A 23,228-nucleotide genomic window follows, 5' to 3' on the forward strand; every position below is an offset into this window, starting at 1 on the left:
TCAACCCTCGAGTTCGGCCAGTAGGTCTCGCAGATCGGCGTCCGACATTCCGTCGATCAGCCGGTCCACGTCGTCGGCGGCGGCGGCCGGTTCCTGCGGGGACGGTGTCGCCTGCGTTGCCCCGTGGATCGTGTGCAGTTCGTCGAGCACGCGTGCGGCCAGCGAGTCGACGCTGACACCCTTGAGGATCTCCAGCACCGGCAGATCGATCGAGAACATGGTGTTGATCCTGACCCTGAAGTCCATCGCCATCATCGAGTCCAGGCCGATGTCATCGAGCAGGTCGTCGTTGCCGAAATCGGTAACGGCACAGTCGAAGACGGCGGCGACCAGCCGTTCGACCTGGTCGACGATCACATTGAGACGCTCGGGCTCCGGCGTGTGCGCGAGCACGTCCAGGATCGACCCGTCCGCACTGCCTTCGGCGTTCGTTGCGGTCGCCGCGTCGAGTTCGGCGAACATCTTGGGCAGGTGGCCGCCCAGGAGTTGGCGGGCACGGTTCCAGTCGGCGCTGATGGCGACGACGTTGGGGACGGCCTGGTTGATCAGTCGGTCGAGGATCAGCGATCCGGTGGCGGGTGTGATCAACTCGATTCCCCGCATGGCGTAGACGTTTTCGAGGTTCAGGTCTTCGACCATGCCCACCGACCACGGGCCCCAGCCGATGGTGAGCGCCGGCAGTCCCTGCGCCTGCCGGTGATGCGCGAAGACGTCGAGAAACGCGTTGGCGGCGGCGTAGTTGCCCTGCCCGGGTGAGGCGATCACCGAGCCTGCGGACCCGAACATCACGAAGAAGTCGAGTTCCTGCTCGGCGAATGCGGTGTGCAGCACCCGGGTGCCGGTGACCTTGGGGCCAATCACCTTCAGGAAGTCGTCTTCACCGACGTTGACCAGAAGTTGGTCGTGGACGGATCCGGCCGCGTGGATGATGCCGCGCACCGGCCTGTCGCCGCCGCGGTTGTGCTCGGCCAACCAGACCGACACCTGGTCGATGTCGGTGATGTCGACGCTGGCGACACTCACCTGCGCTCCGAGGCGTTCGACCGAACGGACCGCCTCGACACCGGTGAACTGCGGATCGTCGGGGGTCATACCCGACCATCGGTCGCGGGGCGGCAGCCCACTCCTGCTGAGCAGCGTGATGTGTCGCGCACCGTGTTCGGCCAGGTAGGTGGCCACGGTGCGCCCGAGGGCCCCGGTTCCGCCGGTCACGACGTAGGTTGCGGTAGGAGAAAGCTTGGTGGGGAACGGTTTCGTAAGGTTAGCGCTCGGGCGCAGCCGCGGAACCAGCGTGACGCCGCCGCGGATCGCGACCTGGTCCTCGGATGCCGGATCGAGGATGTGCCTGCAGACACGCCCTGCGGTGTCGTCGATGTCGTGGGCGTTCCCGAAATCGACATCGATGTCGATGAGTCCGCCCCAGCGTTCGACGAACTCCTGGTGTCCGATCACCCGGCCCATGCCCCACACCGTGGACTGGTCGACGGCCAGCGGTTCGGTGCCCAGCGCCGGTTGCGCGTTCGCCGTGAGGAGATACAGGCGCGGGCTGACGGCGTCGTGCGCGGCGAGCGCCTTGGCGATACGCAGGACGGCGAGGGTGCCGAGGTGGTCGTTCGTTTTCGCGACCGACGCCTGCGGGTCCTGGTCGAGATCCATTGCCCAGCAGTCGATGACACCGGCCAGTTCACCGTCTTCGGCGAGATGCCGGTCGAACAGTTCGGTCATCTGTTCGGCGGACCGCTCGTCGATCGCATACCCGTCGTCGATCGCGGTCAGGGCGTCGACGGGGCGGTGTGCGACGGTGCATACGCGGTGGCCGCCGTGCCGCAACCGGTCGGCGAGCGCGGTGCCGAACCCACTGTCGTCGACGAACACGAGGAAGGAGGAGGGGTCGACCTGCCGGCCTCCGGCGAGTTCGGGCGCCGGGACCCAGTGGAGTTCGTAGAGCCCCTTGTCGATTCGCTCCGGCGACATCCGCGTCGAGGCGCTCAGTGAGCGCACCGTGAAACCCTCGAAGACCGCGAGCGGTTCGCCTCGGTGGTCGCAGATCGTGATGTCGCTTTCGATCTCCTCCGCGGTCGCCGACCTGACGGCCAGTCGCACCGTCATGTTCCCTTTGGGGCTGTCGTAGACGGCGCTGCGCCGGATGCGGGTGGGCAGGAACGGGCTGTCGCCGCTGTCGCCACCGGAACGTCGTGCGCCGAACAGGGTTTGAAAGGCGCCGTCGATGAGCGCGGGGTGGAAGCGGTAGTCGTCGAGGTCGTCGACGATGGGCGACGGGATGTCCATCTCCGCGACCACCCAGTCCTCGCCCGCCGTGAGCCCGGTGACGGCACGGAACGCTTCGCCGTAGTCGAACCCGATCGCCTCGGTGAGGGCGTAGAACTCGTCACCGGTGACCGCGTTGGCCGACAACACTTCTGGCGGCACCGTTCGCCCGCGCGGGGACTTCGGCAGCGTGGTGAGCTCGGCCGTCGCGGTGATCGTCCACTTCAGCTCGCCGTCGGCCGTCGCGGTGAACGCGGCGAACTCGAGGGTCCCGGTGTCCTGGTTGAGCGTGGTGCGCAGGATGGGATCGCAGGTGTCGTCGAGGATGAGGGCACGGTGCAGTACGAGATCGTCGACACCGGATTCGGCGCCGTAGGTTTTCCTGCCCGCCGCCAGGGCCATCTCGATGTACAGCGCGCCGGGTACGACGACGCTGCCCTGAACCCGGTGGTCGGCGAGGAACGGCACCAGCGCGGTGCTCAACTCGATCTCCCAGGTCGGATGCACGGCGCTGACCGGTTGGCCGAGCAGCGGGTGCACCGGGTGATAGTGCAGGGACTCGGTCGCCTCTTGGGTCTCGTTCCAGTACCGCCGCGACTGCCACGGGTAGCTCGGCAGCTTGAGTAGCCGGGCTCCCCCGCGGGGGTACATCGCGGCCCAGTCGATGTCGTGACCGTGATCGTGCAGCACACCGAGGCCGGCCATGAACGTGCGCACGTCGTCGTCATGGCGACGCTGCATGGGCTGCACGAGCGTCTTCTGCGCGCCGGCGATCTCCAGGATCGATGCCGCCAGTACGGGATGGGGGCCGAGCTCGACGAAGTGGCTGTAGCCATCGTCAATCATGCGGCGTGCGGCAGGCTCGAATAGCACCGTGACGCGGGTGTTTTGCCACCAGTAGGCGGCACCCGAGCGGTATTCGTCCAGCCGGTCGCCGGTGACCGTCGAGTAGAGCGGAAGCTCCGCCGGTTTCGACGACAGCCCGTCGAGGGCGTCGTGGAGATCGCTTCTGATCGCGTCCATGTAATGCGTGTGATAGGGCACCTTGCCGGTCAGGTACCGGTGGAACACCCCGGCGTCGTCCAACCGGTGGGCGATGGCATCGAGCACCTCGCCGTCACCGGCGATGGTGACCGCGGAGGGGCTGTTGATCGCGGCCACCGAGACCCGCCGGCCGAACTCCTCGCGAGTCGCGTCGTCCAGCGCTGCCATCAGCGATTCGGCGTCCAGGCCGACGGCGAGCATGCGGCCCCGACCGCTGGTGCGCTGTTGGAGCCTGCTGCGGTGGTAGATGACCTCGATCGCCTGCTCGAAGCTCAGCAGGCCGCCGAGGTGGTGGGCGGCAACTTCGCCCGCGCTGTGGCCGACCACCGCGTCGGGTCGGATGCCGAACGCTTCGAGTTGTGCGGCGAGCGCGATCTGGATGGCGAAGTTCGCCGGCTGGGCGAACTCGGTTTCGCCCATCCGCGAATCGCTTTCGTCGCGCCGGAGTTCCTCGATCAGCGACCAGTCGGCGTGGCGGGCCAGCTCGCGATCGCTGCGCACGATGCTGTCGGTGAAGGCGGGCAATACGCCGAGGAGCCCGCGGCACATCTTCCACCATTGCGGACCCATTCCGGAGCAGACGAAGGCCAGCTTGGGCGTCGCGGAGGATGTGCGGGCGGACGAGATCTGGCCGCCGTCGGCGAGGGCACGCAGTTGGTCGCGGGCGTCGGAGACACCGTCGGTGACCAGCGTGTGGCGATGGCTCAGATGTGAGCGTCGCTGCGACAGCGTGTATCTGAGGTCGGCCATGGTGACGGCCGGGTCGGCGTCCAGGTGGTCGGCCAACCGGCCCGCGGCTGCCACCAGGGCCTCCTCGCTGCGCGCCGAGATCGGCAGGAGGGTGAGCGGCGGCTCATCGGCCGAGGCCGGTGGCCGTGCAGCGGTCGGTGGTTCGGCGAGCACCGCGTGGGCGTTGGTGCCGCCGAATCCGAACGAGTTCACCCCGGCGATCCGCGGTCCGTCCCCGGGGAACGGCCGGCCGGTGCGTGGGACGTCGAGCTTGAGTTCGGCGAAAGGAATGTGGCCGCTGGGGTTTTCGAGATGGAGATGCGCGGGGATGTACCCGTGCTTGAGGACGAGTGAGGTTTTGATCAGCCCCGCGACCCCGGCGCCCGCTTCGAGGTGGCCGATGTTGGTCTTGACGGACCCGATCGGCAGTGGGTCGGTCCGATCGGACGTCAGCGCCGCGGCCAGGGCGCGGGTCTCCACCGGATCGCCGACGGGTGTCCCGGTCCCGTGGGCTTCGACGTAGCCGACGTCTCGGGCTCTTACGCCTGCCCGGCGTAGTGCTGACGTGATCGCCGCGGACTGTGCCTCGGCGCGGGGCACGGTGATGCCGTCCGTGCGGCCGTCCTGGGACACCGCGGTCCCGAGGATCTGCGCGTAGATGTCGTCGCCGTCGCGCAGCGCCTGGTCGAGCGGCTTGATGACGACGACGGCGCCGCCCTCGGCGCGTGCGTAACCGTCGGCGGACTCGTCGAACGCCTTGCAGCGGCCGTCGGGGCTGAGGAATCCGCTCTTGGACTCGGCGATCGCGGTGTTGGGCCCGATCATGATGTTGACGCCGCCGGCAAGGGCGAGCGAGCTCTCACCGTTCCAGATGCTCTGCGCCGCGAGGTGTACCGCGACCAGTGAACTCGAGCACGCCGTGTCGATCGTCATGCTGGGTCCGCGGAAGTCGAAGGCGAACGAGATCCGGTTCGCCAGCATCGTCATCATCATCCCGGCGGCCGAATGCGTCTTGAACTCGTAGCGGCTGCCGCGGCCCTGGTTCTGCAGCAGTTGGTAGTCGAGGGTGAAGCCGCCGATGAACACGCCGACGTCGGTTCCGGCCAGGTGGGTCGGCGCGAGGCCCCCGTCTTCCAGCGCCTCCCACGTGGTCTGCAGCATCAGGCGCTGCTGCGGGTCGATGGAATGCGCCTCGCGCGGCGAGATCCCGAAGAACTGCGGATCGAACTGGTCGATGGTGTCGAGGAAACCGCCCCGGCGGGTGACCATCTTCCCGACCTTCTTCGGGTTGGGGTCGTGGAATCGGTCTGCGTTCCAGCGTGATTCGGGAACGTCGCGGGTGGCGTCCACGCCGTCGGTCAGTAGGCGCCAGAAGTCCTCGGCGGATTCCACCCCGCCCGGTAACCGGCAGCCGATTCCGACCACCGCGAGCGGTGCAGGCCGGTGGTGGTTTTCGGTCGTCGTCATACCTGCAACTCACGGATAGCGGTGGAAATCCAGCCGGAACTGACCGGATTGTTGTGCTGCTCTTGGCGATACGCGAAGCGGAGTTCCCTCAGCAGGGAATCGCGTTGCCACTCCTGGACCTGCGCGACGGCGTCGTCGTCGTCGAACAGCGCGGATTTGTCGGCGAGAACGGTCTCGACGAGCTGACCCGCCAGTTGCCGCAACAATCGGCCGTTCGCGTCGAAGCGGTCGGCGAAGTCGGGCGCCGGTTCCATCATCGCCTCGTGCAGCGTCACCATGAAGTTCAGCGGCGAGTACAGGTCGACGAACCGCACGGACGATTCGCGTCCTTCCACCGCGGCCCACTCGCGGAAGAACCGTTGGACGCGGTTGCTCAGCGCGATCAGCCCTTCGAGGTGCGGCACGACAGCGGGATCGTCGGCGACGCTGACGAATCGGCCGTTGCGGTATAGCAGGCCAATGAACCCCCAGTAGAATGCGACGTCCCAGATGATCTTGGTCGACATCACGGTCGGCGTTCCCATTAGCGGGTACTGCCGCTCATACACCGCAAGCCACATGTCGGCCAATGACCGGAACAGCGAATCGCTGATGGCCGCCCTGGCGATCACGTCCTCGCCGTCGAGGTCGCGCACAACCATGTCGGTGATGAGACCGTTGCCGATCGCGACCAGGTCCAGTCCCGAGGAATACAACGGGTCGAGGAACACTCCGGCGTCGCCGGTGAGGCACCAGCGGGCCGCGCCGTCGAAGACCTTCGTGGCGGCGTGGCTGTAGTGCTTCATGACTCGGAAGTCCATGATCTGGTCGTTGTATCGCGCGATCTCGTCGGCGCACTGCGGCTCGTGTTCGCGGATCCACGCTTTGGCCTTGTCCAGCGTGTTGAACTCGTCGAACGCGTGATGGTCCGGGTCGGCGACGATACCGACGCTGGTGGCGCCGGAGGCGAGCCGGATGAGCCACACCCAATAGCCCTCGCCCATCAGGTGATTCGTCGACAACGCCCGGTCGCCTTCGACGAGGCGCGACTGCCAGTCGACGTCGTCGCTCCACCGTCCGACATCGAGTTCGGCCTTGACGCGAAACCAGGCCGCGTTGCAATGGTGGCCGGTGGCGCGCTTGAGCTCCAGCTGGCGTGACAACGTCCGGTTCCGTCCGGACGCGTCGACGACCCAGCGTGCCGTCGTGCGCATCGTGTCGTCGCCGTCCTGGTAGCAGATGGTGTGGCCGTCGTCGGCGAATTCCACGGCGCGCACGCGCCCGCGGACGACCGCGATGCCCTCTGCCGCACACCGGCGGGCGAGTTCGTTCTCGAGCCTGCCGCGGTCGATCTGGTAGGTCACCTGGGGTACGAACGAGGAGCTGCCGAGTTCGACGCGGCTTGCGATGTCGGTGTTGCCGTTGTGCGAGAAGAACATCCGCAACCCCATCTTGCGGATCTGCTCGGTGTTCAGGTGGTCGGCCAGGCCGAGGCGTTCGCGGAGATAGTGCGCGGACACCTCCACCGTCGACTCCCCCACCGTGTGGGTGATCTCGGGAACGGGTCGCGACGTCGGTTCGATGAGCACGATCCCGGTCCCCGGGCGTGCGGAGCGTAGCTCCAGCGCGAGTGTCAACGCGGCGGCGCCGCCACCGATGACGGCGACATCGTGGTCGGTGTTGGTGGTTGCGGTGTCTGACAACCGGTTTCGGATCTTGCGGGCGAGCGCGGCCCTGGCCTCGGGGCCGAGTTGTGACAGTTTCTCTCGCACTGGAGATCACCTTCCCTCGACGGCTACGCCCGCCAGGTCCGCCTGCTGCGGCGTGGCGTCGGCCGGAGTCCGGTGGCGCCCGTAGACGTAGTTGAAGATCGGCGTCGCCATCAGGGTGGTGATGATGGCGACCAACACCAGGATCGTGAAGAGGGTCGGGGTGATGATGCCCGCCTCGAGGCCGATGTTGAGCAGGATGAGTTCGATCAACCCGCGTGCGTTCATCAACGACCCGAGCGCGACGGACTCCCTCAGCGGGACCTTCCGCAACCGCGCGGCCAGTGTGCAGGCCAGCCCCTTACCCGCGATCGCCACAACGAGGATGCCCAACGTCACCGCCCACAGCGTCGGCGTGTTCACGAGACCGATTTCGGTGTTGAGCCCGGAGTAGACGAAGAACAACGGCAGAAGGAACGTGGTGGTGAGCGGTTCGAGGGAGCCTGTGATCTTCTCGGCGAACAAGCCGGACGGCATGGCGACACCGAGGACGAACGCACCGAAGATCGCGTAGATCCCGATGACATCGGTGAACCAGGCGCAGCCCATGAGAAGGATCAGCACGACGCTCAACATCGTCGGGGTGACGGTGTTGCGGCGTTCGGTCATGGTGCCGAACACACCGAGCGCCCTGCGCCCCGCGGTGAGGAGCAGCACGGTGTAGGCCGCGCCACCGACGATGGCGATCAACGCGATCGTCGGGTCGCCCTGGTGGATGGCGAGCACGACGGCGAGGATGCACCAGGAGATCGCGTCGTCGGTCGCGCCGCAGGCGAGCGCGAGGGTGCCCAGACCCGTTCCGGTCAGCCGAGTTTCGAAGATGATTCGGGCGAGCATCGGGAACGCCGTGATCGCGATCGAGGCGCCGAGGAACAACATCGCCATGAGCGGTGTGACGCCTTCACCGAAGAAGTCGTCTCCGGTCATCAATGGGATCGCGACGAGCGCCCCGAGGACGAGCGGGGCGAAGATGCCCGCGGCCGAGACGGTCGCCGCAGTGCCTGCGCGGTGCTTGATCAGGTCGACGTCGAAGTTGAGCCCGACGAGGAACATGTAGAGGACGAGGCCGATCTGCGCGGCGGTGTACAACACGACGTTCGCTTCACCCGAGGGAAACAGTTCCGCCTGAAGGCCCGGGGCGATTCGCCCCAGCAGCGACGGGCCGAGGATGACGCCGGCGATCATCTCGCCGACGACCTGCGGTTGGCCCAGGCGTTGGGCGATCAGGCCGACGACCCGGCATGCGACGAGGATGACGGCGAGGGCGAGAAAGAAGTCGATGGCGACGGCTGCGGGCATATCAGGTCCTAAGGTTCGCTCGGGAAACCGCAGCTGTGCTGAGTTGAACGGAGCGCAGCGCTGCGCGGGCGGGCTCCACCAGTCCGTCTATGACTCACCTCGTCGCTTCCGACCTGTTAGACGTGTGCACGTCTCGCCGGAGACGATGCATCTTCGATGCGGTGGGGTATTGACAGAATAAGCGGTCGCTAACCGTCAAATTCTTTCCGAATGATGACGCGGGCCGATCGGTCCAGGCGTGCGGTGTCAGGGATCCGGCTCGGTACCAATCGCGTCGCCCGCGGCCCGCTGATCGATCTGCTCGTTGACGTAGCGGGCGAGCACCGTCAGCATCGCCACCGTCGGGACGGCGAGGAAGGCGCCGACGATCCCGTACAACGCGCCGCCCGCGGTCACCGCGAGCAGCACCACCGCTGCGTGCAACTTCATCACGCGGCTCTGCAGCAACGGCTGCAGCACGTTCCCTTCGATCTGCTGCACGGCGATGATGACGGCGAGGACCAGCAGTGCGTTGACGAAACCGTTGGCCACCAATGCGATCAGCACCGCGAGCGCTCCGGCGACGAAGGCGCCGATGAACGGAACGAATGCACCGATGAAGGTCAGTACGGCCAAGGCGGGCGCAAGCGGGACGCCGAGGACCACTAGGCCGGCGCCGATGAAGACCGCGTCGATCAGAGCCACTGCCGTTTGCGCGCGGATAAAGCCGCCGAGGTTGTCCCACATCCTGCTCAGCACGATTTCCATGTGCCGACCGGCGCGCCGCCCGATCAGTCCGACGAGCCAGGGCAGAAATTTGCGTCCGTCTTTGAGGACGAAGAACGAGAGCACGACGGTCAGTACCAGCGTCACGAGGACGCTTCCGACCGTACTGACCCCGCTGATGACACCCGTCGCGACCGCCGAGGACCGTTCCCGCACCGCGTTGACCAGTGAGTCGGCGAAGCGCTCCAGCTGCTCCTGTCGCATGTTGAGCGGGGGCCCGGCGATCCAGTCCTGCAGTCGGTTGATGCCTTCCGTCGCCTGGTCGATCAGCGCAGGCATCTGGCTCAGCAGCGGGGGGATGATCAGCGCGATGAGACCGGACGCGACCGCCAGGAACAGCAGCAGCGTCATCAGCGCCGCGGCGGCGGGCGGTATGCCTGCGCGGTCCATCAGGATGCGTGCCGGTGGCCAGAGCACCGTGCACAGCACGACGGCGAGCAGGACGGGCAGGAGGATCACCCACAGCTGGGCTGCGAGCCAACCGAGTACCACCACGCCCGCAGCGATCGCCACGATGACTAACGACCACTTCGCCAGCCATAACGCGCCGCTGCCGATGAGGGCACCGCGATCCCGCCTGGGTGCTGCGCCGGGGCTGTGTTCGGTCACGAGCATTCTCTTCTCAGCGTCCACCCTGTCGAGAGGACCGAGGTCGTCTACCCAGGCCCGTCGTATCGAAACCGCGGCCGGTCCACTAGCGGTCTCGCCGATCTTGGTGGGTGGAGGAATTCTCGCGGGAAGTGATCGAATTCCTCTTCGCCGGCGCCCGTACTGGGATGCTGGGCCATGTGTGGCCCCGGATGGCCGGTCGCATCGTCGACAGCGGTCGGCTTGTGTGCAGCCCGGAAAGGGGATCCGCCAAAGGCACGGCGCTGCAACGTGATCGGGATGTGGACGGTGATCGTCGACGACCAGCACCCGAGTAATCGTCCGTCAAGTCCTCGTGGCGGTCGACATCACGGAGTAGCCGAGGACCGCGTACTCCGCGAAACGGTGGACTCGGCCGGCTCGAAAACGCGCCGCAGGAAGGCGATCTGATCGTTGACGACGCGCTCATGCCACCGAGCGCCGGGATACACGTCGAAGTGGTCGCAGGGGTAGTGATGGACCGTCGCCCGCATCCGCGTCGCCGCCGCGGTCGCCGGTGCGGGAGGGGCGGTGCGGTCGTCATCGGCGATCTGCACAAGGGCCGGGCACGTCACGCGTTTGGCGCTCGAGATCGGCCGGTGGCCACCCATGACCAAGACCAGCCGGGCGGCGAACTCGTTGCGCCAGCTGGGCCCGGCGATACGGAACATCCCGTCGACCGCTCCTTCGGCGTTCAAGCCGGCCACCTCACCCGGCGCGCCGACGATCGGGATGAGCACGGGCGGCTGGCGGAGCAGCTTGGCGGCGAGATCGCGCGCGCCATAGGTCATCATTCGCAGGACGTACCGGGGACCGAGCGTTCGCAGCGATTGGGCCACGACCGGTAGGCCGTCCGTTGCCGGCGTCAGCGAGATGACCCCGGCGAGGTGGGGGTCACCGGCGGCGACGCGGATGACATGCCCGCCGGACAGCGACACACCCCACGCGACGATCCGCGCCGGGTCCACGCTTTCGAGCCGCCGGGCGTGGTCGATCACGGCGTGGTAGTCATCGACCTGCCGGGACAGTGCGATCAATTGCCTTGGTTCTCCGGAGGATTCGGCGAAGTGACGGTAGTCGAACGTCACGACTTCGGTACCGGCGTCAGCCAGCGCCTCGGCGAACCCGAACAGTCCGCTGTCCTGGGTCGCACCCAGCCCGTGCGCCATGACGACGCAGGGGCGCCCTGCCAGGCCGGTCAACGCGGCCGTCGTCGCGGGAAAGTGATGCGCCGCGACGAAACCGCCGTCGACCGGTATCCGAATGCGGGTGGACGTCATTGTGTCGTTCCTCCGAATAACGCCGTATGCCAGATGTGAATGACAGCCGCGAGCAGCGGACCGGCAGCCTCCGGTCCGTCCTCGGAACGAATGTGGCGGTCGAGCACCCGTTCGTTCATGGTGATCAGCGCGTGGGCCAGCGCCCGGGCGTCGGGGATGTCGATGGTCGGCTGGGTGGCGATGAAGTCACAGACGAACTCCTCGTACCGCGCCAGCCACTGGTCCCAGATCGCCCTCGCCTCGGGGTCGGAGTCACGGGCGTCGAGCATCGCCCGGAACAGCGTGCGGTGGGTGTGCCACGATTCGAACGTCCGAGTCATGGCGTCGGCCACCGACTTTCGCGGATCGCCACCGCCTGCCAGAAAGCCCCCGATCGCGAAGACGTCGTCCTGAAATATCCCGGTGAGCAGTTCGGTGACGACTTCGTGTTTTCCGGCGAAGTAGAAGTAGAACGCCGGCCGTTTCAGACCCGCCGCCTTCGCGACCTCCGCAACGCTGATGTCGGCGAGCGAATGGCTCTGCAGCTGTTCCTCGAATGCCTCGAGGAGCCGGAGCCTGCTCTCGTCGCCGCGCGGCTGTGGCCGGCGCGCGTTGCGCCGCGACGTCTGCGTCGACTCAGGCGGCACCGGCCGCCTCGCGTGCCCGGCCCGCCAGTTGCACCGGTCCGAGTTTCTCGACACGCTTGCGCCCCGCAGGCAGCTCGCGTTTGCGCATGTCACGTTCGTAATCCCAGTAGTCCACCTGCTGGGTGTGTCGCGGTTTGTCGGCGAAGTGCCCGACGTATTTGCGTTCGTCCGCGGCGATGACGCGCCACATCTCGGATTCGGACGGGGGTCGGTAGGTGCCTGCGAGATACGCGGCGACCAAACGGGCCTGGCACTCCACGAACGGGAACAGCGTCGGCACCGCCTGAGCAAATCCCATGAAGAGCAGATCGTCGATGCCCGGTTGGAGGATCCGCTTGTACAGCGGCAGCCGGTTGTCGGGGGCCTCGATGAAGCTGCGGTCGAAGAACGGGAACGTGATGTTGTATCCCGTCGCGTAGATGATGACGTCGGCCTCCACGGATGTGCCGTCGACGAACACCACCGAACGCCCGTCCAGGCGTTCGATATTCGGCTTGGCGGTCGCGTCGCCGGACCCCAACCGCATCAGCAGTTCGGCGGATTGGGTGGGGTGCGCCTCGAGGAAGCGATGATTGGGTTTGGGTAAGCCGTAGTTCTCGGGATCGCCGAACATCAGCTTGGCGAACGGCTGCATCGCGCGCCGCTGCCACGACAGCGGGATCACCGGCAGCGAGCGCGCGACCTTGTCGGCGGTCTTGCCGAAGATGTACTTCGGAACAACCCATGCACCGGAGCGCGTCGAGAGATAAACCGTGTTGCGCCAGGACTTCTGAGAGAGCTCGGAGACAAGATCGGCCGCCGAGTTGCCGATGCCGACCACGACGATGCGCTTGCCGCGCAGATCCAGCGGTTCGGTGGGGTCGATGTAGGAGTGGGCGTGGATGCTCTCGCCCGTGAACTCGCCCGGGAATTCGGGTGTGCGCGGATCCCAGTGATGACCGTTCGCCACGACCAGGACGTCGTAGCGCCGCGTCTGTCCGTCCGCGGTGTCGAGTTCCCAACCACCGTGGGGCAGGCGCCGCGCGTGCTTGACCTCGTTCTGGAATTGAATGCGGTCCAGCAGGCCGAAGGTTTCGGCGTAGTCGTCCAGGTACTCCTTGACCTGCGAGTGATGCGGGAAGTCGGGGAGGTCGTCGCGCATCGGGAAGTCGCGAAACGACAGGCACTCGCGCGAGGTATCGATGTGCAACGACCGATAGGCGCTGGAGTGGCCGTTCGGATTGCGGAACGCCCAGTTGCCGCCGATCCGGTCGGACGACTCGAAGCAGTCGTACTCGATCCCGGCGTCCGCGAGGTTCTTGCCGGTGGTCAAGCCGCTGATGCCCGCACCGATGATTGCCGCAGTGGGTGATGAAGCCATGTTGCCCGCCGTTTCTGTTAACTCCGTCACCGCGCACGCTACCAAATTTCTGACAGCTGTCAAAGAATTTGTTCCTACGCGTGACAAGTGCACGTAGGCCCCCGATCGGCACGTCGTGCCGCGCCGAACTCAGTAACGTGCCCACCCGGGGACGACGAGAGGACGAATCCGTGGACGAACACGCTCCACTCGAGGGCAAGGTTGCGATTGTGACCGGCACCAGTCGAGGCGTGGGGGTCGGCATCGCCCATGAACTGTTGCGCGCAGGAGCCATCGTCGTCGGATGTTCACGCCGCCCACTCGATGCGATGCCCGGCGTCCAGGACAACGCCGATTGGCTCGTCCGTTCCTCGCAACGGGTATGCGACCAGGGCGACTACCGCGCCATCGACGACTTCGTCTCCGGTGTGGCGGCCGACTACGGGCGCATCGACATACTGGTGAACAACGCCGGCGGCACCGTCCCCACCCCGCACGTCGAGGATGTTCCCGAACTCGTTTCGCGCATCCAGGGCGCGCCCGCGGGTGCCGACGACTTCGAGCGCACCGTGCTGTTTCACTCGTTCGCCATTCAGATGAACTTGATCAGCCCAATGTGGTTCGCCATCAGGGTTTTTCGGCAGATGTGCAGACAGGACGGCGTCGGCTCTATCGTCAACATCTCCTCGGGCGCCGGCCATCCCGCCGGGTCGCCCACGCTGGTCTCCTACGGTGCGGCCAAATCTGGGCTCAACCACCTGACCCGGTCGCTGGCCCAGGAATGGGGGCCGAAAGCGCGGGTGAACTGCCTGGCGCTCGGGCCCACGACGACCGACAACTTCAAGGCGTTCGTGTTGCCCAAGGACGATCCGACCGGCGAGAGGTACTTCCGTGACATCCCTTTGCGCAGGGCGGGAGAGCCGGACGAAGTCGGACGCGCGGTGGTGTTCCTGTGCAGCGGCCAAGCCGACTACATCAATGGCACCACCATCGAGATCGACGGCGGGATGCTGCCCGGTGTGCTCTACGAGGCCGGTCTCAAAACGATCACGGATCTGCTGTGAAGGGAGACTGCCCCGGCGTGGCTACGTTGTTCACATCTGTCACTCTGTTAACTTGCCCGCGTGCGCGAGACGCCGTGGGTTCCGAGCGAGCGCCGCTCGCACCCGGTTTCCCGACGTGAGGCGCTGCGTTATGCCGCCGCGATGTCGGCGCTGGCCGGTCTCGGTGCCGCGGCCGCGAGCGTCGGAACACCCCTCGCGTCGGCCGCCGCTCCCACACTGATCGACTTCGCCACGCGGCAGATCCCGGCTCAAGACATCCGCGCCGCCGGCCACTCCGGGGTGATCAACTACGTATCGACCTCGCGTCCCGGTTCGAATTTCGGCGCCAAACCGATCACCCTGCCGTACGCGCGGTCACTGAACGCCGCCGGTCTGGTCATCGTCAGCAACTATCAATACGGAAAGCCCGGGGGGACAGCGCCTTCGGACTTCACTCGCGGATATGCCGGCGGCATCGCCGATGCGCGCACCGCATGGCAGTTGCATACCGCGGCCGGCGGCGGCAAAAGCGCGCCGATCTTCTTCAGCATCGACGACGACATCGACCGCAACGCGTGGACCAACCTGGCGCTGCCGTGGTTTCGGGGAATCAACTCCGTGATCGGCGTGCAGCGCACCGGGATCTACGGCGGGATCAATGCCTGTCAGTGGGCGGCGGCCGACGGCGTCATCGGGCGTTCGGGCACACCCGGCCGCGTATGGGCGTGGCAGACCAGGTCCTGGTCGAAGGGCCAGGTGTACCCGGCTGCGGTGCTCTATCAACGGGTCATCGACACCGCCTCGAACCCAGGCCCCGTGGTGGGCGGGATCCGCGTCGATGTCAACGACGTGCTGGCCCAGGACTGCGGCCAGTGGAATCTGCACCCGTGAGCGCTGGTTCCGCGGTGGCCCTTCCTAATTCGGCAAATACTCTCAGCCGGTGAAGGTTTCGCCCGATAACGACTGATCGTGATGGGTGTAGGTCAGCGGAATCTGCCGGCCCGCAGCGATCTTGCTCAGCATGGCGATCCGTTCCCGCGCGGCTGCGCCGGTCCTCTTCCGTTGTTCGCGAGTAGGATTCGACCACGGCAGACGATCGGTGATCATCGCGAGGCGCACGTTGACTTTGGTGATGTTCTCGAAGATCCGTACTCGTCGCTCGAAGTCGTATCCGAGCGGTTCGAAGAGTGAACCGGCGATCATGGCTTCGATCTGCCGGTATCCGAACACGACGCCGGCCGGCGCAAGCGCAATTGTGGCGGTGATCTGGTTGGCGTAGCGCTCCACCAGCTTCCTGGCCCAGCCGGGAAGCGTCTCCGTGAGAGTGGCGATGTGGGCCGGCCCCGCGATCGCATCAACGAGCTGGGCACGCCACGGCGACGGGTTGCCACCCCTGGCCAGGACGTAGTTCAACGACTTGATCAATTCGACACCGTTCGGCGAGCGCAGCACTTCCGGAGCGCCCCACAGCTGTCCTGAGAACGAGGAGTACTCGGCGAGATCCTCGAGCTGCTGCGCGGTCAGCTGCCGTCCGAACGCGTGGTCGACGAGCCGGCCGAGCAGCATCCCGCTGCCGAAGCCCAGCAGCGAGGTCACCGGAATGGGTTCGCCGAACTTGAGATAGACGTCGTCACCCCACTTGCGGCGTAGCCCGCGGCTGGCCTGTGCGTGCATCAACCGCACCCGCACCACGTCCTGGAACGCCTCGGAGTTGCGATCGAAGATGTCGGGCAGCGTGAATTGCGCGAACACCCGCGCGGTTTCGATGAAGCGGCGCGGACCGTCGTCCGCGAACCGACCGGTGGCACCGGTGGCCGCCGAGATGTCGCCGGTCATCGCGGTCTCGTAGAACGCCCACCCCTGGATGATCGTGGTGGCCGACTTGGTGGCCGACATCGCGAGCATCCGACCCCGTTCGGCGGAGACCAGATCGAACTGGGCGGGCAGACCGTCCAGGTGCTCGAAGAGGTCGACGAGTTCTTGCGGGGGATCCCCGATCGAGTCGATGCCCTGCGTCAGGGCCTGCTCGAACAGCGCGCGTCCTTGTTCGTGGCCGATGCGCTCGAATGCGTCGACCACGGCGCCCATGTACTCATCGCCCTGCCAGAAGTAGTCGTCGCGCCAGCGCGTGAGGTCGTTGGGTTCGACCTCCTTGTCGATGTCGATCCAGTCGCCGAACATGAACTCGCGCATGTGCCGCCACTGGGGGGCGAAGTGGTCACGTCCGGGCGGGATCGGCCGCAACGGCTTGTCCGGATGGTCGCGGCGATTGAAACCGACGTCGTCCAGCTGGATCTTGGGACGCTCCCCGGTCACCGTCATGCAGCCAACTCACTCTCCGTCATACAGGACACTGATTTCGACGTTAGCTCAGTCGGCGCGGGAAGTGAACCGCCATTCTGGTTTCGCCGGCCGGTCAGCGACGGGGTGTGGTGGTGACGTGCACGTGGTCGTAGTGGCCGTAACCCGAACCCGCCGGACCGTCCGGCGTGTAGTAGGTACCGCGCCAGATCACGTCCTGCAATCCGAAGCGGCTCGCATTGCTCAGCATGAACGCCTTGATCTCGTCTCCGAGTGCGATGCCTTCGGGGCTCTCGGGGTTGGGGATCATCACGTCGATCGCCAGGCCGCTCGGATGCCACGGCTTCGAGTCGGGCCTGACCCCGTCGATGTCGGAGATCTGGGGGAACCGGGCGCTGATGGCGCGCGCGGCGAGGACGGTGTTCGGTTGCAACCCCGCCTCGGAGGCGACGCCGGGGGGCAACGCATCGGGCACGGCGAGGGCGACCGCCGGCGGAGGCGCGACGTCGCCGGGCGGCGGGCCGGGCATCGCGAGGATCGGCGGGACGGGCGCTGCCGGCGCCGGCGGTGGCGTCGCGGCGGCATTGTCGACCACCGCCCGCTGACCCGGCGTCAGCACGGCGTACTGCGCCTCGGCGGCGGCGATCTGTTTCTGCAGTTCCCGGAACTTCGCCTGGAGGTCCGAGCGCACGGCCGCAGACTGCTCGGCAGCGCTCCGGGCGTCGGCGGCCGATTTCTCCGATGCCCGGGCGGCGCTTTCCGCGCTCTTACGCGCCGATTGGAAGGCCTTCATCTGCGCCGTGGTCTCGGTGGTGATCGCACGCTGGATGGACAGCTGGTCGATCAGCTGTTGGGGCGAGCCCGCGCTGAGCAACGCCGCCCACTGGCCGGTGCGTCCGCTGACGTACGTCATCGCGGCCACCTTGTCGGCCGCGGCTTGCCGGTCGGCCAGCTGGGCGTTCGCGGCATCGAGAGCCGCCACGTCTTTGCGATGGCGGTCTTCGGCCTGGGCTTGGGCGGCCGCTTTGTCTGCGGCATCCTGTTGAGCCTGGGTGACGGCTTCGCGGGTCTGCACCGCCTGGCGCGACAGCTCATCGAGCCTGGCCAGAGCGTCAGACGCCGGGTCCGCGGTGACGACGCCGGCCAGGGACACGGCCAACGTCAGGACCGCGGCTGCGACGCCAGCCCCCGCTCGGGGAGAGAAACGGCGCGCCCGACCCATTCGGATTGTCACGATCCTTCGCTGTAGGGACCCGTCGCGGCCCGGCTACGTATGTCTCGGACAGGGTATGAACTGGCGGCGGCGATGTCTATTCGTCCGTCGAAGGAGCTGTTGATCAGACCTTGTTGAGTAGGCCGGCGTCGACAGGCACGACGGTGCCGGTGACGTATCGGGCGTCGTCGGAGGCGAGCCACGCGACGGCGTTGGCGATGTCACGCGCTTCGACGTAGTCGACCGGGATGGCGTTTTCGAGCGATCGCGCGATGGCGGGCTCGTACTTCTTGAGCATGCTGAGATCACCGTTGTTGGCCATCGGCGTCGCCACTGTCGTCGGCGCCACGGTGTTCACCCGAATATAGTGCGGGGCAAGGTAGTTGGCGTATGCGCGCATGAGTCCGACGACTCCGTGCTTGGCGGCGGTGTAGGCGATCATGCCTCCGGATACGACGGGGGTGCCGATCAGCCCGCCGGTTGAACTGGTCAGGATGATCGAGCCGCCGCGGTCCTGCTTGAGCAGCGTGGGGACGGCGACGCGCAGCGTGTTCCACACGCCCTTGAGGTTGACGTTCATGACGTCTTCCCATTGCTCGTCGTCGGTGGTGGCGCCGCCCGGGCCGATCCCGGCGTTGGCGGCGACGATGTCGACGCCGCCGAGTTCGGCGGTCCCGTCGTCGAACGCCTTCTGCAGGGCCGCCACGTCGCTGACGTCCGCCTCGCGCGCCACGATGCGCCTGCCGAGCGATTCCACCTGCCGCACAGTCTCGTTCAGGTCCTCAGGCGTCGACATCTTGTAGGCCACCGTGCTGTACTGCGCGCATACGTCGATCGCGATGACATCGGCGCCCTCCTCCGCGAGCCGGACCGCGTGCGCGCGGCCCTGGCCTCGCGCGGCCCCGGTGATGAAGGCGACCTTGCCCTCGAGCTTGCCCATGACTACTCCTGTTCAGATGGGTGACGTCGAGGCGTCATCGGCCTCGGCCGCGGGGTTCACGGCGCTAAGTTTGAGCGACTGCCCAAATTAATGCAAGAGCCTGCGTCTTCGCTTCACGCAGGAAGCGGTCAGAAGAGCTTGTAGGCCTCATAGGACACCGAGAAGCCGTGACCGGAGTCGCCGTCGCGGCACGTCACGCGCGGTTCGGCGCTCTCGAGGGTGCCCGCCCGGCTACCCCTTGTCGCCAACATGAGCGGCCTCCTTCGAGGATCGGCGCATTTGAGCTTGTATATGCCGGAGTTAGTCATCTGTGCTCGCGCCGGTTCCACCACCGAAGGCCGCGATGGAAGAACTTGCCGCGCCGGTCCCGCGGCCGCGCGACTACGCCTGATCCAAACTCGGCCGGTAATCAGCGGCCTCGGCCTCGGCAGCAAGCAATGCAGCCAGCTCGCCCTCCTGCTGGGCAACAAACACGCCGATTACCTGCCGGCATACCTCCGGCACGCTCACCCCACGCATTCTCGCAATACGGTTCAGTCCGACCAGCATTGACGTAGACACGTGAAACTGCACAGTGAACTGGCCGCACGAACCATCCTCAGGCGGCGACCCCGGTCCCACCACCACGGGTTCGTCCACCCCGTATTCGCTAACCTCAGCAGCCCGAGCGCGCTCGATAGCTCCTCTACTAGAGCCGCCAACGCCGTCGGCCGGGTCCCGGAACTCCTCGTGACTGAACAAACCCATTCCGCCCACGCTAGACCTGCCAGAACTCCCAGGCCGCCAATGAGCGCTGCCGGTCGCGAGCAGAGGGGCGGGCAGCGGTGAGCCCAATCGAGATCACGTCGAATCACCCGCAGGCCAGGCAGTTTTCATCTGACATCAAACTTCAGAAGCCACACGACTTCGCTACTGCTTGGCCATGTTCGCGAAGCGGCTCAAATGCAGTTGGTGCGCAACGGTAATCGTCTTCGTCGGGCCGTTACGGTGCTTGCCGAGGATCAGGTCCGCCTCGCCACCGCGCGGGTCGTCACGCTCGAACGCGTCCGGCCTGTGCAGCAGGATGACCATATCCGCATCCTGTTCCAGGCTGCCCGACTCGCGAAGGTCCGACACCATCGGCTTCTTGTCCGTGCGTTGCTCCGGGCCGCGGTTCAGCTGGCTGATCGCCACCACCGGAACATCGAGTTCCTTGGCCATCAGCTTGAGGCTTCGCGAGAAGTCCGAGACCTCTTGCTGCCGAGACTCGTACTTCTTGCCCGACGTCATCAGCTGCATGTAGTCAACGACGATCAACCGCAAGCCGGCCTTCTGACTCAGCCGACGCGCCTTGGCGCGGATCTCCATCATCGTCAGGTTCGGCGAATCGTCGATAAACAAAGGCGCTTCGCTGATCTCGCTCATCCGGCGCGCCAACCGCGTCCAGTCGTCGTCGCTCATGCGACCCGACCGCATATCCGCCAATTTGATCTTCGCCTCGGCCGACAGCAGTCGCATCACGATCTCGGACTTGCTCATCTCCAGCGAGAAGATGACGCTCGGCATCTGATGCTTGATCGAGCAGCACCGCATGAAATCCAGTCCAAGCGTCGATTTGCCGACGCCAGGCCTCGCCGCGATGATGATCATCTGGCCCGGGTGCAAACCGTTGGTCACCTCGTCGAGTTCGACGAAACCCGTTGGCACACCGCGCGCGATGCCGCCCTGCGACGCGATCGCGTCGATCTCGTCCATCGTCGGCTGCAGCAGTTCTTCCAGCGGAACGAAGTCCTCGGCCGTGCGCCGCTCGGTGACGTCATAGATCTCCGACTGCGCTCGGTCGACGATCTCGTTGACGTCCGCCCCCTCGGCGCCCGCGTAGCCGTACTGCACGACGCGGGTGCCCGCCTCGACCAGCCGGCGCAGCAGCGCCTTCTCCGCGACGATGCCCGCGTAGAAACCGGCGTTCGCGGCCGTCGGCACCGTCGAGATCAGCGTGTGCAGATACGGCGCGCCGCCGATACGGCGCAGCAGCCCGCGCCGATCCAGCTCGGCGGCCACCGTCACCGCGTCGGCCGGCTCCCCGCGGCCGTAGAGGTCGAGGATCGCGTCGTAGACGTTCTGGTGGGCTGGACGATAGAAGTCGCCGGGGCGCAGCTTCTCGAGCACGTCAGCGATCGCGTCCTTGCTCAGCAGCATCCCGCCGAGCACGGCCTGCTCCGCGGCCTGGTCCTGGGGAGGTTGGCGTCCGAAGTCCTCACTCGGCGGCGGCGTATCCATCCCCGAATGGCCTAGGTCGTCTACGACGGCCACGAAGCGCCTCACCCCCTCTATTCACTATCGAACGTACATTCGATACCCGGTTGTCCGCGACTTTAAGCCAAGCCGCTGACAAACCGCTTTCGGCGCCTGACCCGTCCCGCCGACGGCTTACGCTAGACGTTGCTGGCGGGGGCGCAACCCGGTCCTGTTCATAGACCTGTGGATGGGGTGTGGATAGGTCTGGACAGCCATGTTGAGTCGTTGGGGAGAACCTGTTAATCAACCACTTCGGTCACTGTATCTGCGCAGATAGCCGCACCATAAACCGTCTGGGATGTTGTGGATGACAAATGCCTCGGCGTGTCGTGCCGGGTTGCCATCTCGGGCGTGTTGTATTGCGCCCAGGGGCCATCCAGGTTAACGGCCGGTTATCTTCGCTGTGCGGATAACGCAGCACATTGTTCGCCAGGGCGCACAGCTACGGCCGGGTGAAGATCATTGTCGACTTCACCCGGCCGTACTGACGCTGTAGTTACTTTGCGGCGACGACTTCCAGCGAAACCGTCGCGGCGATCTCCGGATGGAGCCGCACCGCGACCGGATGCGTGCCGGTCGTCTTGATGTGTGCCTTCGGCAACTGGACGGTGCGCTTGTCCAGGTTCGGGCCGCCGGCGCTCTTGATGGCTGCAACCACGTCGGCCGTTGTCACCGAGCCGAACAGCTTGCCGCTGTCGGCCGCGGCCTTCACGGCCACCTGCACCGAATCGAGGTTCTCGATCGCGGTCTTGAGCTCGACGGCATGTTCGCGGCCCTGGATGGCCTTCTGCTCGCGGGCGCGGCGAATCTCCTCGGCCTGGCGCTCCGCGCCGCGGGACGCGACGACGGCCAGGCGCCGCGGCACCAGGTAGTTACGGGCGTAGCCGTCCTTTACCTCGACGATGTCGCCCTGCTCGCCGAGATGTTCGACGTCGGCGGTGAGAATCAGTTTCATCTTCCTGTCCTCCCTATCGCGTCGACGACGTGAACGGCAGCAGCGCAACCTCACGCGCGTTCTTCACGGCGATCGCGATATCACGCTGGTGCTGAACGCAGTTGCCGGTGACGCGGCGGGCACGGATCTTGCCGCGCTCGCTGATGTACGTGCGCAGCAGCGCCGTGTCCTTGTAATCGATGGCCTGCCCCTTCTTGGAGCAGAACACGCACTTGCGGGTCTTGACCGGCTTCTCGGGAGCCGGCCGACGCTTGGTGGCCTTGGCCATGTGTCTTTCTCTTTCTTACTACTTCGTTGATCGGTTGTGGATCAGAAGGGTGGCTCGTCGTCGGCTCCGGAGAACGAGCCCGACGCCGGGGCACTGCCCCACGGGTCGTCCTTGGGCTGCTCGGCGGGGCGCGAACCTCCGCCGCCGCCACCGCCGAAGCCGCCACCGCCGCCGCCGCTGCGGCTCGCCTTGTTCACCTTGGCGGTCGCGTATCGCAGCGACGGGCCGATCTCATCGACCTCGAGCTCGACCACGGTGCGCTTCTCGCCCTCGCGGGTTTCGAACGAACGCTGTTTGAGCCTGCCCTGCACGATCACCCGCGAACCGCGAGTGAGGCTTTCGGCCACGTTCTCGGCGGCCTCACGCCAGATGTTGCAGCGCAGGAACAACGCCTCGCCGTCTTTCCACTCGCCGGTCTGGCGGTCGTAGATACGAGGTGTGGACGCCACGGTGAAGTTGGCGACGGCCGCACCCGACGGCGTGAACCGCAGTTCGGGATCGGCGGTCAGGTTTCCGACGACGGTGATGATGGTGTCACCAGCCACGATGTCCTCCTGGTTCGGTCTTCGGCTCTTCGCGCAAGCGCTCATCGCTGGCGGTGTTCAAGTCAGCGAGCGGTCGCAGGCGAGCCTACGGAAGCGCTCCGACGCGTACAGCCTGTTCTTCGGGACTAGTGCTTGTCCGTCCGCATGACCTTGGTCCGCAGCACGGACTCGTTCAGGTTGAGCTGACGGTCCAGCTCGGTCACGGTGGCGGGCTCTGCCTTCACATCGATGACGGCGTAGATGCCCTCGGCGTGCTTGGCGATCTCGTATGCCAACCGGCGCCGGCCCCAGATGTCGACCTTGTCGACACTGCCGCCGTCCTTGCGGATGACGTTGAGGAATGTTTCCAGCGACGGCGACACGGTGCGCTCGTCAAGGGTGGGGTCGAGAATGATCATGATTTCGTATGGACGCATGAAGACCTCATCACCTCCTACGGTCTGATCGGCCACGGACTATCCGTGACAGGAGGGTCGCCTGCGTCGGCAACCGGC

Annotated in this window: 19 protein-coding genes; 2 read left to right on the top strand and 17 right to left on the bottom strand. The window is 66.2% G+C overall.

Annotated features, from left to right (window positions below):
* The 7 genes from A5650_RS15710 to A5650_RS15740 all read right to left on the bottom strand — a co-directional run bounded on the left by A5650_RS15710 (position 1) and on the right by A5650_RS15740 (position 13,213).
* Positions 1 to 5,508 (bottom strand): type I polyketide synthase, encoded by a 5,508-nt coding sequence (locus A5650_RS15710; RefSeq protein WP_067293116.1) that lies wholly within the window; start codon positions 5,506 to 5,508, stop codon positions 1 to 3.
* Positions 5,505 to 7,259 (bottom strand): NAD(P)/FAD-dependent oxidoreductase, encoded by a 1,755-nt coding sequence (locus tag A5650_RS15715; protein ID WP_067293119.1) that lies wholly within the window; start codon positions 7,257 to 7,259, stop codon positions 5,505 to 5,507. The genes A5650_RS15710 and A5650_RS15715 overlap by 4 nt, the downstream gene beginning before the upstream one ends.
* Before the next feature lie 6 nt (positions 7,260 to 7,265).
* A complete protein-coding gene (locus A5650_RS15720) occupies positions 7,266 to 8,555 on the bottom strand; it encodes a cation:proton antiporter domain-containing protein (RefSeq protein WP_067293122.1) in 1,290 nt (429 codons plus the stop codon).
* Between the two features lie 246 nt (positions 8,556 to 8,801).
* Complete coding sequence (locus tag A5650_RS15725) at positions 8,802 to 9,935, bottom strand: AI-2E family transporter (protein ID WP_067293125.1); 1,134 nt, start codon at positions 9,933 to 9,935, stop codon at positions 8,802 to 8,804.
* 341 nt (positions 9,936 to 10,276) lie between these two features.
* Positions 10,277 to 11,227 (bottom strand): alpha/beta hydrolase, encoded by a 951-nt coding sequence (locus A5650_RS15730; protein ID WP_067293128.1) that lies wholly within the window; start codon positions 11,225 to 11,227, stop codon positions 10,277 to 10,279.
* The gene (locus tag A5650_RS15735) at positions 11,224 to 11,853 is read right to left on the bottom strand and encodes a TetR/AcrR family transcriptional regulator (protein ID WP_067293132.1); all 630 of its coding nucleotides are present in this window, start codon (positions 11,851 to 11,853) and stop codon (positions 11,224 to 11,226) included. The genes A5650_RS15730 and A5650_RS15735 overlap by 4 nt, the downstream gene beginning before the upstream one ends.
* Positions 11,843 to 13,213: a flavin-containing monooxygenase gene (locus A5650_RS15740; RefSeq protein ID WP_067293135.1), complete on the bottom strand. Its 1,371-nt coding sequence runs from the start codon at positions 13,211 to 13,213 to the stop codon at positions 11,843 to 11,845. Before A5650_RS15740 ends, A5650_RS15735 begins: the two co-directional genes overlap by 11 nt.
* 170 nt (positions 13,214 to 13,383) lie before the next feature.
* Here A5650_RS15740 and A5650_RS15745 point away from each other — a divergent pair, with 170 nt between their 5' ends.
* Positions 13,384 to 14,256: an SDR family NAD(P)-dependent oxidoreductase gene (locus A5650_RS15745; RefSeq protein ID WP_067293138.1), complete on the top strand. Its 873-nt coding sequence runs from the start codon at positions 13,384 to 13,386 to the stop codon at positions 14,254 to 14,256.
* Positions 14,257 to 14,397: 141 nt separating this feature from the next.
* On the top strand, positions 14,398 to 15,126 hold the full coding sequence (locus A5650_RS15750) for a DUF1906 domain-containing protein (RefSeq protein ID WP_067293255.1): 729 nt from the start codon (positions 14,398 to 14,400) through the stop codon (positions 15,124 to 15,126).
* Between the two features lie 42 nt (positions 15,127 to 15,168).
* Here the strand turns inward: A5650_RS15750 and A5650_RS15755 are convergent, their stop codons facing one another.
* From A5650_RS15755 to rpsF, 10 genes are all read right to left on the bottom strand, one after another.
* Positions 15,169 to 16,557, bottom strand: a complete 1,389-nt coding sequence (locus A5650_RS15755; protein ID WP_067293140.1) for an oxygenase MpaB family protein — start codon at positions 16,555 to 16,557, stop codon at positions 15,169 to 15,171.
* Positions 16,558 to 16,651: 94 nt separating this feature from the next.
* Complete coding sequence (locus tag A5650_RS15760; RefSeq protein WP_067293143.1) at positions 16,652 to 17,758, bottom strand: coiled-coil domain-containing protein; 1,107 nt, start codon at positions 17,756 to 17,758, stop codon at positions 16,652 to 16,654.
* Positions 17,759 to 17,873: 115 nt separating this feature from the next.
* Positions 17,874 to 18,689 carry a mycofactocin-coupled SDR family oxidoreductase gene (locus A5650_RS15765; protein WP_067293145.1) on the bottom strand — a complete coding sequence of 272 codons (816 nt, stop codon included), beginning with the start codon at positions 18,687 to 18,689 and terminating at the stop codon, positions 17,874 to 17,876.
* A 128-nt stretch (positions 18,690 to 18,817) separates the two neighbouring features.
* Entirely contained in the window at positions 18,818 to 18,940 is a 123-nt protein-coding gene (locus tag A5650_RS27535) for a hypothetical protein (protein ID WP_286150378.1), read from the bottom strand.
* 130 nt (positions 18,941 to 19,070) lie between these two features.
* A complete protein-coding gene (locus A5650_RS15770) occupies positions 19,071 to 19,436 on the bottom strand; it encodes a hypothetical protein (RefSeq protein ID WP_067293258.1) in 366 nt (121 codons plus the stop codon).
* Between the two features lie 162 nt (positions 19,437 to 19,598).
* Positions 19,599 to 20,981: a replicative DNA helicase gene (gene dnaB / locus A5650_RS15775; RefSeq protein ID WP_067293149.1), complete on the bottom strand. Its 1,383-nt coding sequence runs from the start codon at positions 20,979 to 20,981 to the stop codon at positions 19,599 to 19,601.
* 481 nt (positions 20,982 to 21,462) lie between these two features.
* The gene (rplI, locus tag A5650_RS15780) at positions 21,463 to 21,921 is read right to left on the bottom strand and encodes a 50S ribosomal protein L9 (RefSeq protein WP_067293151.1); all 459 of its coding nucleotides are present in this window, start codon (positions 21,919 to 21,921) and stop codon (positions 21,463 to 21,465) included.
* Positions 21,922 to 21,934: 13 nt separating this feature from the next.
* Positions 21,935 to 22,189: a 30S ribosomal protein S18 gene (rpsR, locus tag A5650_RS15785; RefSeq protein WP_064346101.1), complete on the bottom strand. Its 255-nt coding sequence runs from the start codon at positions 22,187 to 22,189 to the stop codon at positions 21,935 to 21,937.
* A gap of 41 nt (positions 22,190 to 22,230) precedes the next feature.
* Positions 22,231 to 22,734 carry a single-stranded DNA-binding protein gene (locus A5650_RS15790; RefSeq protein WP_067083434.1) on the bottom strand — a complete coding sequence of 168 codons (504 nt, stop codon included), beginning with the start codon at positions 22,732 to 22,734 and terminating at the stop codon, positions 22,231 to 22,233.
* Positions 22,735 to 22,859: 125 nt separating this feature from the next.
* Complete coding sequence (rpsF, locus tag A5650_RS15795) at positions 22,860 to 23,150, bottom strand: 30S ribosomal protein S6 (protein ID WP_067293262.1); 291 nt, start codon at positions 23,148 to 23,150, stop codon at positions 22,860 to 22,862.
* Positions 23,151 to 23,228 lie beyond the last annotated feature (78 nt).

The sequence above is a fragment of the Mycobacterium sp. 1164985.4 genome, assembly GCF_001668575.1.
GTDB lineage: Bacteria > Actinomycetota > Actinomycetes > Mycobacteriales > Mycobacteriaceae > Mycobacterium.